The organism is Actinophytocola oryzae (genome assembly GCF_004364325.1).
Lineage (GTDB): Bacteria > Actinomycetota > Actinomycetes > Mycobacteriales > Pseudonocardiaceae > Actinophytocola > Actinophytocola oryzae.
Genome location: NZ_SOCP01000008.1, coordinates 25032 through 37499 on the forward strand (window position 1 = coordinate 25032; position 12468 = coordinate 37499).

Annotated in this window: 7 protein-coding genes; 6 read left to right on the forward strand and 1 reads right to left on the reverse strand. The window is 71.5% G+C overall.

The features are described 5' to 3' along the window. The first annotated feature begins 9 nt into the window (after positions 1 to 9). From CLV71_RS21870 to CLV71_RS21880, 3 genes are all read left to right on the forward strand, one after another. Positions 10 to 1038: a hypothetical protein gene (locus tag CLV71_RS21870; protein WP_133904702.1), complete on the forward strand. Its 1029-nt coding sequence runs from the start codon at positions 10 to 12 to the stop codon at positions 1036 to 1038. Between the two features lie 119 nt (positions 1039 to 1157). After that, positions 1158 to 1742, forward strand: a complete 585-nt coding sequence (locus tag CLV71_RS21875; RefSeq protein ID WP_133904703.1) for a helix-turn-helix transcriptional regulator — start codon at positions 1158 to 1160, stop codon at positions 1740 to 1742. A gap of 34 nt (positions 1743 to 1776) precedes the next feature. After that, positions 1777 to 2253, forward strand: coding sequence for a DUF6069 family protein (locus CLV71_RS21880; protein ID WP_133904704.1), 477 nt, complete (start codon positions 1777 to 1779; stop codon positions 2251 to 2253). Here CLV71_RS21880 and CLV71_RS21885 read toward each other — a convergent pair. Next, positions 2250 to 3161, reverse strand: a complete 912-nt coding sequence (locus CLV71_RS21885) for an AMP-binding protein (protein WP_133904705.1) — start codon at positions 3159 to 3161, stop codon at positions 2250 to 2252. The genes CLV71_RS21880 and CLV71_RS21885 overlap by 4 nt on opposite strands. 345 nt (positions 3162 to 3506) lie before the next feature. On the opposite strand from CLV71_RS21885, the gene CLV71_RS21890 reads away from it, so the two are divergent. From CLV71_RS21890 to CLV71_RS21900, 3 genes are read left to right on the forward strand one after another with little or no spacing between them, the layout of a single operon-like run. Next, positions 3507 to 5252 (forward strand): acyl-CoA dehydrogenase, encoded by a 1746-nt coding sequence (locus tag CLV71_RS21890; RefSeq protein ID WP_133904706.1) that lies wholly within the window; start codon positions 3507 to 3509, stop codon positions 5250 to 5252. Between the two features lie 16 nt (positions 5253 to 5268). Continuing rightward, on the forward strand, positions 5269 to 6915 hold the full coding sequence (locus CLV71_RS21895; protein WP_133904707.1) for a methyltransferase: 1647 nt from the start codon (positions 5269 to 5271) through the stop codon (positions 6913 to 6915). Between the two features lie 15 nt (positions 6916 to 6930). Beyond that, positions 6931 to 12432: a type I polyketide synthase gene (locus CLV71_RS21900; RefSeq protein ID WP_166664202.1), complete on the forward strand. Its 5502-nt coding sequence runs from the start codon at positions 6931 to 6933 to the stop codon at positions 12430 to 12432. Positions 12433 to 12468 lie beyond the last annotated feature (36 nt).

Genomic DNA, 12468 nt, shown 5'->3' on the forward strand with positions numbered 1-12468 from the left:
GGAGGAACGATGACCGAGCCGTCTGCCGCCGTGGCACTGCACGACACGTTGCTGCGGGTCGCCGGCTGGGTGCCGGACGACCTGCTGACCGACGCCAGGGCACGACTGGCACGCGGCGCCGGCGGTGAGGTGGCGCGGATCCTGGCGTTCGCGGGCACGCGGACGACACTGCCGCTGACCGACGACGACATGGATCTCCTCGGCGACCTCCTGACCGGGGACGGCGCCGACGAGCGGCTGCTGGACGCCGTCGAGCTGGCCGCCGAGGAACCAGTGCTGCTGTGGCGGTTCACCGCGAAGGCGCCGGAGCACGCGGGCGACGAGGTCGATGGCGACCTGCTGGCGGCGGTGGCCGGTGAGCCGGGCGTGCTGGGCCTGTGGCGGGCCTGGCGGTGGCCCGCGGACAACGCCCCGTACCCGCCGCCACGCGCGGTCCACGTGGTGGAGGCGGACCCCACCCAGCTCGCCGAGGGTGGCCTGCCGGGGCTGACCGCCAGGTTGCAGAGCCTGTTGAGCGTGGCGGGGGAGCAGTTCCCTCAGGTCGAGGTCGTCGCCACCGTCAGTGATCCGCCGTGGTACCAGCGCATGGCCCGGGCGGTCGGCACTCTCCTCTGGTCCGTGCGGCCGGACGTGGAGCCGGTCGTCGCGAGGGTCTTCGACATGTCCGACCCGGAGCTGGGACCCCGGTTCGCCCCCGACCACCCGAGGATGACCGACGAGTCCGAACGCGAGCGGGTGCTGTGGTACCTGCGGTCGGGCACCGAGCTGCTGGTGACCCTCGCGACCATGCCGGACGTCGCCGACCCCGCGAGGGGTTCCGTCGTGCCGATGACGTTCCGCACCGACGGCCGCTGGATCTGGCCGGACGCGGTCACCTACTACCTCGAGGAACACCGCCTCACCCCGGATCCGGACCTGGTGGCGCACATCCGGACGACGGACGGGCCGCCCCCTGGCCTCGACACGGTGGCACTCCAGCGTGCCATGGCGGTGCTGACCCAGCCGCTGGATGACGAGCGGATCCAGCCGACCGCGTAATGGAGCGGCCGTGAAGTGGCGCCGCTCATGCTGGGAGGGTGAACCAGCGCTTGGCAGCACACCGGACAGCACCCGTACCGGTCGCCGTTCATTCGTCCGATCCGCTCAGCAGGGCGGGCATGGCCGACATCCTCGCGGGCGACCCGCGCCTGCGTCTGCTTGACGGACCCGACGGCGCGACGGCGGCCGAGGTGATCGTCCTCGTCGAACAGACCGTCGGGGACGCGGCCTTCTTCTGGTTGCGTGACCTACGCCAGAAGGCCCCGCGTGACGCGCCCGTGCGCTGCGTGCTCGTCGCGGACCACTTCCACCCGTCACGCGCGCTGGTCGCGGTCGGCTGCGGGGTCATGGCCGTGCTGTCGAGGCGAGACCTGCGTGCCGGCCGGCTCGGCGCGGCCGTGGTGTCGGTGAGCCAGGGCGCCGCACACTTCTCCCCGGCACTGCAGGGAGAGCTGTTGGAGCAGCTCGACCAGCTGCGCCGCGAGGTGTTGGAACCCAACGGGATCACGATGTCGGGCCTCAGCTCCCGTGAGCGGGACGTCCTGCGGGGACTCGCCGACGGTCTGCTCACCGACGAGATCGCCGAGCAGATGGGTTGCTCGGAGCGCACCGTCAAAACCCTGCTGTACCAGCTCATGTCGCGGTACAAGCTGAACACGAGATCGCATGCCGTGGCGTACGCGGTGCGCACGGGCGTGGCGTAGCCGCCCAGTCCATTGTGAACGTTACGGAGGAGTCATGCCCACGAAGCGTCCCGCGACGGTGGCGACCGCGATCGTCCTCGCCGCCGCCTGTGCCGCACTCGTCAACCTCGGCATCGCCACCCTGGCGCGCGCGCTCGTCTCGGTGCCGAGGTTCGTCCCGCTGACGCCGATCGCCTTCGTGCCGTACACGGTGTTCGGCACGGCCGCCGGCGCGATCGGCTGGGCGGTGATCCGGCGCGGCGTGGACCGGCCTGCCCGGCTGTTGCGCTGGCTCGTGCCGGTCGTGGTGCTCCTGTCCTTCGTCCCACCGCTCGTGCTGTCCGTCGTCGCGGACGTCGGCGCCGTGCCGATCGTGGCGCTGATGGCGATGCACCTGGTGGTCGGGACGGTGGCCGTGTCCGTCTACCGGCGAGTGCTCCCCCTGCCTGCCGGTCCCGCGCCGGTCCCGTCCGCCGAGCCGTCGGCGGTCGTCGGGGCCGTCTCGCTCGGCCGTTCGTCCTCGGAGTCCTAGCGTTCCACGACCGGGACGCCGAACCGGGCCGAGCATGTCTCGGCGACCTCGCGCGGCACCTCGCCCCGGGAGCACACCAGGCGCAGGCTGCTCGTGTCGTGGTGTCCGGTCCCCGCCTCGCGGACGAGGTCGACGAGCAGCGGCGGGGCGAGGTAGGCGACCGTGATCCGGTGCAGCTCCACCGCGCGCAGCAGGTCGGTCGCGGAGAACCGGTTCGGCATGGTCACGAGCGTGCTCCCGGCGCGCATCGCCGGGTTCATCACCACGCACATGCCGTAGCTGTCCCAGAACGGGGTCGTGCACAGCACGACGTCGTGCGCGGTGAGGCCGTGCAGGCGCGCCGTCCTGGTCGCGGTGGTGACGACGGTGTGCTGGGTCAGCAGGCTGTACCCGGACGCCGGGTCGCCGGTGCTCAGGAGAACCGCGGGCCGTTCGCGAACCAGCGGGGATCCGAAGTGGACGGTGCCGCCCTCGAGCAGCTCGTCCCAGCCGAGGTCACCGCCGTCACCGACCGCGACCACGTGCGCGACAGGGGTTTCGGTGAACCGCTGCCGGGTGGACGTCGTCGACAGCGCGACGAGCGCACCGGAGTTCTCCAGCTGGCTTCGCCATTCCGCCTTCGTGCCATGGGGATCCAGCGGCTGTGCGACGCCGCCGGCGAGCAGCGTGCCGTGGTAGGCCGCCATGAACTCCGCGCCGTTGTCGCCGACCACGGCTACCGGTTCGCAGGACCGTAACCCGAGGCTCCTCAGCTCGGCGGCCACTCGTTCGGCCGCGCTGCGAAGCTCGTGACAGCGGTAGGTCCGACCGGTCCCGTGCTCGATCAACCCCACGTTGTCGGCCATTCCGTTGGACCACAGGATATCGGCGACATCGCCGGGTGAGCTGTTGTCGAATACCACCGTCATCGGGATCCTGTTCCTCGTTCACACGAATCGTCCACACTGTTCCGTTCATGTTCTCAGGGTGTGGCGCGTGGTTCCCGGTTCGTGCTGACGGTTGTGCCCGCGGGTACCGCCTCGGCCGCGTTACTGGGCAGATTCCCTTGTATCCGGGGGAGATCCCTCGCGAACACGCGGATACGTATTTCGCTACACCGCTTCCTCGGGCTTGTCAATCGACCCGGGTGCGGGCGTCCGGCGCCACGGACAGCTGGGGCAGCTCTTGTCGGCGAGGCTTGATGCCGCCCACCAACCCATCTTACTTTCGAGACGTTGCCATGGGTAGTTCCCCCGTTGTGGAAGGTAATCGCCGTGGACGCCACGACTGTCGGCAAGCTGCTCGCCGACCCGATCTTCGATCCGCCCCGAGATCTCCTGCCGCACGAGCGGAACGAGTTGACCTACCGGCAACTCCAGTTCGTCAACCGGAGCCTGGCCCCGTCGACGGCGCTCGTGCTGGGTGACCACCGGCTGCTGCGCGACCTGCTCGAGCGCACCGCGATGGTGTCACCGAGCCTGTTCATGGCCTTCTTCCTCCACCACTGCATGGCAATCGGTGCGGTCGCCGACTACGGCGGCGACGTCGACGGCGCGGACCTGCCCGATCCCGACGGCATGGTCGGCGCCATCCTCATGACCGAGCTGGGCTACGGCAGCAGCAGCGCGAGGATCCTCACCGAGGCGCACTACGACCGCACGACCGACGAGTTCGTGTTGCGCACGCCGAGTCCCGAGGCGACCAAGTTCCCGTCGAACGTCGCCGTCGACGGCATCGCCCGGTGGGGCGTGGTCAGCGCCAGGCTGGTGGTCGACGGTGTGGACCACGGGGTGTTCCTCTTTCGGCTTCCCTTGCGGGACAACGACAAGCTCTGTCCCGGCGTGAGCATCAGGCCGATCCCCGCCTTCCCGCAGGTGCCGTTGGACTACGGCAGCACGAGCTTCACCGACGTTCGGGTGCCGCGCGCCGGTTGGCTCGCCGACGGCGCGACGGTCACGAGCGCCGGCGTGTTCACCGATCCTCTCGGCGGAGCCGGGGAACGCACCAGGCGATCCGTTGGGGTGTCCCGGTTCGCGCACGGCTCGAACTGTCTCGGTCTCGCCGCTGCCGCACGTGCGAGCCTCGCGACAGCCGCGCCCTACGTGCACCGGCGGTTCGCCAACGACCGGGACGGCGATCGCAGACCGCTGGCCGCGCACCGCAACGTGCGGACGCTCCTCACCCGTGCGATGGCGGACACGTTCGCCGCCACCGCGGTCGCCCGCCGGGTCGGCGAGCTGACGTTGCGGGTGCCGGCCGCGCACGGCGGGACGCGGGGCCTGTCGGACGGTGAGTTCAGGACGTGCGCGCTCGGGAAGGTCGCGGTGAGCCGCCTCGCCGAGCGCGGCATCACCGGGGCCCAGCGCTGCTGTGGCGTGGCCGGGTTCATCGCGCCGAACCGCTTGTGGGAGTTCCACGAGTTCGCCGTCACGTTCCACAACGCGGGCGGCGACAACCAGATGTACCTGCTCAACGCGGCACCGGCCATGGTGGACGGCGTCGAGTACGAACCGCCGGTCGCCGAGGTGGGGCTGCCGTCCGCCCCGGAAAGCTGTGTCGCGCTGCTCCGCCGGCGTGAACACGACCTCCACGCCGAACTCGTGGCCGCCCGCGACGCCGCCGTGGCAGGTGGTCACGACACCTTCACGATCTGGGACGAGTTGGCGGACCTCACCCAGGAATTCGTCGAGGCACACCTCGCCAGGACGACGGCGGAACACCTGCGCGCCGACGCCGTCGCCGAGGACGACCCGGCCGCGCGGCGAATGCTGCTCCTGCTGTGCGAGCTGTTCGCCATGACCGAGGTGCGGAGCCAGGCCGGCTGGTACCTGGCCACCGAGGTCGTCACCGCGTCATGGCTGACCTCCCTCGACGTCATCACCAGGACGATCGACGACCAGCTCATGTCCGAAATGGACACCCTGGTGGAGATGCTCGACGTCCCCACCGAGATCCTCCGCTCGCCGATCGTCGAGGAACGCTTCGCCGACGACCTCGTGCCGCCGCCCGTCAACGCGTGAGCCCACGGAGACAACGATGATCGACACACCGGACCTGGTACGGCTGACCACGATGCTGGCCAGGATCGACGAGCTGGACACGACAGGCGCCCTGGCGGCCTTCGGCATGGAGGAGACGGCGGAGGAGCTGGCCGGTCTCGCCACCCTCCACCACATCGGGCTCGTCGTGTTCCCGGACTGGGAGAGCGAGGTCGTCGAGTTCCTGAAGCTCTGCGGTCTGGCCGTCGCGGAGCCGGTGCCGAGCACCGTGGTGGCGGCGAGGCTCGCGGAGCGGTACGGCCAGCCACCGGCGAACCTGCCGGTGTCGATCGTGATCGGCGGACTGGGAAACCACGCCGACCGTGCGGTGGAGGTGTTCGTCCTTCCCGGGCTCCAGAACCGGGCGGACGGCGACGGGATCGCGGCGAGGGAGCGGCGGGGCGGGTTCGAGACGCACGTCGCCTTCGAGGTCCGGCCGGAGTGCCTGGACGTCGCCAGGAAGCTGGTCTGCCACCGGACCGGCCTCGTGGCCGACGGCGGCGGCCACAACCCGTTCGAGCAGGCCGGTGACGGCGGCCGGTCCGTGTTCTACTTCGCCGCGCAGGACGGCACGGGGAACCGGCGGGAGCACGGGTTCCACCGGCTCGAACTGTTCTGCGCAGGGCACCACGAGAAGGCCCTGCGTGAGCACGCCGCAGCGGCGGTCACCGCCGAACCGGAGATCCGCCTGCTGGAACTCGTCACGGGTCACGTCACGACGAAGGCGTTGTCGGTGACGGCCGAGCTGGGCCTCGCCGACGCGCTGGCCACCGGTCCGCTGACCGGGGAGCAGGCGGCCGGCGCGGTCGGCGGTGACCCGTCCTCGGTGACCCGGCTGCTGCGTTACCTCGCGGGGCTCGGCGTCGTCACCGTCGTCGGTGACCACTACGTCAGTACCCCGGTGCTCGAACTGTTGCGCCGCGACAACGCCTTCGCCGATCTGGCGATCGTCTACGGCGGCGAGTTCCTCACCGCGTGGGAACAGCTCGGACACGCGGTCCGGACGGGGAGGAGCGCCTTCGGCCACGTGTTCGGCCAGGAGCACTTCGAGTACTTCGCGGACAACCCGGAGCTGAGTGAACGGTTCAACCGGACGATGACGGCGTCCACGCGGGCGCTGGTCGCCCGTCTCGGCGGCGCCTACGACTTCTCCTCGGCGCGCCGTGTCGTCGACGTCGGCGGCGGTGACGGCACACTGCTCCACGCCATCCTGGACCGGGCGCCGGCCGCGACCGGGATCCTGTTCGACCGGAAGCACGTGATCACCGGCGAGTCGGTCACCGCGACCGACCGGGTGGAGCTGGTCGAGGGGGACTTCTTCGACGCGGTGCCCGCAGGCGGTGATCTCTACGTCCTCAGCCGCATCCTGCACGACTGGGACGACGACCGGTGCGAACGGCTGCTCGCCTGTTGCCGGGCGGCGATGGCGCCCGGCACGACCCTGCTCGCGATCGAGCGGGTTCTGCCGGACGAGCCGGTGCCTTCTCCCGCCCTGACCTGGGACCTGCAGATGCTCGCGATCACCGGCGGGCGCGAACGGACCCACGCCGAGTACACGCGACTGTTGGCCGGCAACGGCTTCGTGCTCGAGAACGTCACGCCGGTCTGGCACGGCATGTCACTGCTCGCCGCGCGGGCCTTGTAGGAACGGAGGTGCGTGGTGGCCCTGACAGCGGACGACTACCTCGTTGAGCCCGGTGCGGCACTGCTCGGGCACACGCTGCCGAACCTGCTGCGTGCGGCGGTGGAGGCGGGGCCGCACGACATCGCCTTCGCCGACGGTCTCACGGCGTGGACGTGGCAGCAGTGGTGGCACGACACCGAGGCGCTGGCAAGGGGCCTGCAGGAACACGGTGTGACGCCGGGTGAGGTGGTGGTCGCGCAGCTGCCCAACGGTTGGGACTTCCTCGTGCTGCACACCGCGGTGGCGGTCGCGGGTGGCGTGCTGTTGCCGGTCCACGCCAACAACGGCCCGCTGGAACTCGCGACGCTCGTCCGGCGCAGCGGCGCACGCGTGGCGGTCGTCGCCCCCGGCCGTGCGACGGCGGAGCTGGCCGCACTGTCCACAGTGGTCGACCTGCGTGAGCTGGTGGAGGACTTCGCCCGCGCCCGGCCGTGGTCGGTGCGAGTGCGCCCCGATGACCCGTTCCTGCTGCTGCCGTCGTCGGCCACGACCTCGCACCGCCCGAAGATCGCCATGCACAGCCACGACGGGCTGCTGTCGAACGCCGCCGCCGTCGTGGCCGCCAGCGGCGCCCGCCGGACGGACAGCGTCGTCAGCGCCAGCCCGTTCACCCACCTGTTCGGGTTGCTCTCGATCCACACCAGCCTGTTCACCAGGACCCCGCAGCTCCTGCTGTCCAGCTGGGACGCCGATGAGCTGATCAGCCTGGCACGCGGCGCATCCGACGACATCGTGTTGTTCGCGGTGCCGACGCAGGTGCGTGATCTCCTTGCCCGGCTGACCGGCTCGGAGCAGTCGTTCCCGCTGCGTGAGGTGCGAACCGGTGGCTCCAAGGTGCCGGCCACGCTGGTGGACGACCTCCGTCGGCGTTGCGGCGCCTCGGTCGTCGTGCAGTGGGGCATGTCCGAGTTGGGTGCCGGCCTGTTCACCGGTGCCGACGACCCACCCGGTGTCGCGACCCGCGGCATCGGCAGGCCGGTCCCGGGTGCCCGCGTGCGGGTCGTGCGCGACGGCGCGGACTGCGTGCCCGGTGAGGTCGGCGAACTGTGGGTCGCCAGTCCCTACGCGTTCCGGGGATATCTGGGGGATCCGGAGCTGACGGCGCGGGCGGTACCGGGCGACGGCTGGCTGCGGACCGGCGATCTGGCCACTGTGGACACTGATGGTCTGGTCGTGTTCCACGGCCGGGTCGCGGAGCTGATCGATGTCGGCGGCCAGAAGTTCAGCGCGACGGAGGTCGAGGAGCAGCTCGCCGACCTGCCGGGCATCGGGGCCGCCGCGGTGGCCGGTCGTCCGGACACGCGGCTCGGCGAGTATCCCTGCCTCGCGGTCACGGAGGGTTCGTCGGTGACGCTGGGCGCGGTCACCGACCACCTCGTCGGCAAGGGGGTGGCGCGGTTCAAGATCCCGGTCGAGATCGTCGTCCTGCCCGACATCCCGCACACGGCGACGGGCAAGATCGCCCGCCGCCGCCTGGCGGACCTCGTCGCGGGGCTTCCGGCGCGACGGACCGGGAAAACGGCCGTGTCGCTGGAACTGGTGCTGGCGAGGGCACGAGCGGTCCTCGCGGAGGCGTCGGGCACGCCGGGGGACCTGAGGCAGCACAGTGCGTTCCGCGACCACGGGCTGACCTCGCTCGGGGCCGTGCGGTTGGCCAACGAGCTGAGAGACGCGACGGGGCTGCCGCTCACCAGCACCGTGGTGTTCGACCACCCGACCCCGGCAGCGCTGGCCACGCACCTCGCCGCGCTGGCAGGCAACGGGAACGCGGCACCGGCGTGGTCCACGCGCCCCAACGGGAGCGACGGCCGCCGTTCCGCGAGCGCCGGCACGGCGACCACCGACGCCGGCCACCGCCCCGAGCAGGGCGAGGACCCACTCGTCATCACGGGCATGAGCTGCCGGCTGCCGGGCGGGGTCGCCTCACCGGACGAGTTCTGGCGGCTGCTCGTCGACGAGCGTGACGCCATGGGTCCCGTCCCGGCCGACCGCGGCTGGCCGGAGGACCTGTCCATCGACGACCGGCGGTTCTCGCTGACCGGCGGCTACCTCGACGACATCGCGGGCTTCGACGCGGCGTTCTTCGGTGTCCTGCCAGGCGAGGCCGTCGCCATGGACCCACAGCAGCGGCTGCTGCTCGAGGTCGCCTGGGAGGCGGTCGAACACGCCGGAGCCGACCCGAGGTCGTTGCGCGACACCGACACCGGCGTGTTCGTCGGCATGTTCGCCTCCGACTACGCCCCCCGACTGGCCGAGGCGCCGGCGGTGTACGACGGCAACCTGTTGATCGGCAACGCGGCCAGCGTCGCGTCGGGCCGGATCGCGTACGTGCTGGGGCTGCGTGGCCCGGCCGTCACGGTCGACACCGCGTGCTCGTCGTCGCTCGTCGCGCTGCACCAGGCGATGACCGCCATCCGCGCCGGTGACTGCGACCGTGCGATCGTCGCGGGCGTGACGGTGATGTCCACGCCGGCCACGTTCGTGGACCTCGGCCAGCACGGCCTGCTCGCACCCGACGGGCGGTGCAAGCCGTTCGCCGACACCGCCGACGGCGTGGGCTGGTCGGAGGGCGTCGGCGCCCTGGTGGTGGAGCGGCTGTCGGCCGCGCGGCGGGACGGCCGCCGGGTCCTCGCCGTGCTGCGTGGATCGGCGATCAACTCCGACGGCGCGAGCAACGGGTTGAGCGCACCGAACGGCACCGCCCAGCGGGCGGTCATCCAACGCGCCCTGAGCAACGCCGGCCTCACTCCCGACGACGTCCAGGCCGTCGAGGCACACGGCACCGGCACGATGCTCGGCGACCCGATCGAGGCCCAGGCACTGCTGGACGTCTACGGCGACCGCCACACCGAGGGGCTGTGGGTCGGCTCGGTCAAGTCGAACCTCGGGCACACCCAGGCAGTGGCGGGTGTCGTCGGCGTCATCAAGATGGTGCTGGCCATCCGGCACGGCCTGCTCCCGAGAACACTGCACGCGGCGGTCCCCACCGCCCACGTCGACTGGTCGCCCGAGACCGTCCGGGTGCTCGACCGCGCCACACCGTGGCCGGCAGGCGTGCGCCGGGCGGGTGTCTCGTCCTTCGGCATCAGCGGCACCAACGCGCACGTGGTCGTCGAGGAGCCACCGGCCGAGGATGTCGTGGCACCGGAGGAGCCGGGCGGGACGGCGCCGTGGGTGTTCTCCGCCGCGTCGGCGAACGGTCTGCTGGCGACGGCCGACCACCTGCGCGCGCTGGCGGAACGTGTCGAGTCCGAGAGGCCGGCTCCGGCCGACGTCGCGCGTGCGCTCGTGACGGTCCGGTCCGGACACGAGTTCCGCGCGGTCACCCTGCCAGACCAGGACGGCGACCACCGGCCCGCGCTCGCCGCGTTCACGGCGGGGCAGTACTCCGACGACGTCGTCACCGGGCGGCCCGTCGAGGGCGGGACGGCCTTCGTGTTCGCCGGCCAGGGCCAGCAGTGGGCCGGCATGGCGAGCGAGCTGGCCCGGACCTCACCGCCGTTCGCGGCGGCGCTCGCCGAGTGTGACCGCGCGCTGCGCCCACACCTCGGCTGGTCCGTGACCGCACGGTTGCTCGGCACGCTCGACGAGCCGCCCGGCGGCCGCGTCGACGTGGTCCAGGCCACGCTGTTCGCGACGATGGTGTCCCTCGACGCACTCTGGGCCTCGGTCGGTGTCCGCCCGGACGCCGTCGCCGGCCACAGCCAGGGCGAGGTCGCGGCCGCCTACGCCGCCGGGGCACTGTCCCTGTCCGACGCCGCGCGGATCAGCGCCGTGCGGGGCCGGTTGCTGACCGAGCTGATCGGCCGAGGCACCATGGCCGCCGTGCCGCTGCCGGCCGACGAGGCGGCCGGGTTCCTGGAGCCGTTCGGCGGCCGAGTGTCGATCGCCGCGGTGAACGGGCCACGGTCCGTGGTGGTCAGCGGTGACGTGGACGCCGTGCACGCCGTGGTGGCAGGCCTTTCCGAGCACGGTGTGTCCGCACGGGCCATCGCCGTCGACGTGGCGGGCCACTGCGCCCACGTCGACCCGCTGCTGGCACGGATGCGTGCCGAGCTGGCGGGCATCGAGCCGCGCCAGGCCACGGTCGCGTTCGTCTCGACCGTCACCGGCGAGGAGATCGACACGCGTTCGCTCACCGTCGACTACTGGTGTCGCAACCTGCGCGAGACGGTGGACCTGCACCGGGCGACCGAGACCATGGCGGCGCGGGGGTACCGCCGGTTCGTCGAGATCAGCGCACATCCGGTGCTCGTCGACCCGATCGAGCAGACGGTCCCGATCGAGTCGGTGGTGTTCGGGACGTTGCGGCGCGGTGACGGCGGTCTGCGCCAGTTCCACCGGTCCGTCGCGCGGGCGTACACCGGCGGCGCCGACGTGGACTGGTACGCCGTGCTCGGCGCGCGACAGGGCCGACCGGTCGACCTTCCGCCCTATCCGTTCCAGCACAAGCGGTTCTGGCGGGGTGAGCCGGTCGGACCAGTGCTCACGGCCGGGACCCCCGCCACGCGGCCACGTCTGAGTCGTGACGAACTCGTCCTCGCCGTGCGGCACCAGGTCGCGGCGGTGCTCGGCCACGACGACCCGGACGCGATCGAGCCGGACCGGCGGTTCGCGGAGCTGGGTGTCGGCTCGCTGGCGGCGGCGGAGCTGCGCAACCGGCTCGCCGCGCTGACCGGTAGACGTATTGCGGTCACAGCGGTTTTCGATTACCCGACGGCCGGGTCGCTGGCCGACTTCCTCCTCGGCCACGCCGGCGAGCCTGCGACGGTGCTGAGCAGCGGGCCTGCTCCGTTGCGGCTCGTCTGCCTTCCGTCGGTCACGCCGTTCGGCGGTCCGGCGGAGTTCCACGCCCTTGGCGCACTGCTCGCGGGTGAGCGGGACGCCTTCGTGTTGCCGGAGCCGGGTTTCGTGGACGTCGAGCAGCTGCCTGCCGACCTGGACGCGCTCCTGTCCGCGCAGGTGGCGGCCGTGCTCGCCCTCGGCGATCCGGGCCAAACTGTCCTGTGTGGACATTCAAGTGGTGGTTGGATCGCGCATGCTGTCACGGAACGACTGGTCATGGAAGGCCACGCGCCGGCCGGTTTGGTGTTGCTCGACACGTTCTGGCCGGATGTGACATTCCGCGCCGAAGTGTTGCCGTGGGCGGTATCCGAGTTCGCCCGCCGGCCCGCGCCGCCCGGGGGAGAGCGTGCCGCCGACGCCTACCGGGCCATCCTGTCCCACTGGATGCCGGGCGACCTCGACGTGCCGACGTTGTTCGTCTCGGCACGGGAGGCGTTGCGTGGTGGGGAGATCCGAGCGGAGTGGCCGCGGCCGTGTGAGCGCGTCGAGGTGGATGGCGACCACTTCACGATGATGACCGTCCATGTCGCGGCGGTCAAGACGATTGTCCAGGTATGGCTGGAAAAGCTCGTGACCAGTTCGGACAGTCCACATTGCGACCTGCATCTTGCAGGCAAGCTTGTGAACGAGTAACCAAGATCGCAGTAACTTTGCGGCGCGGTCTGTCAG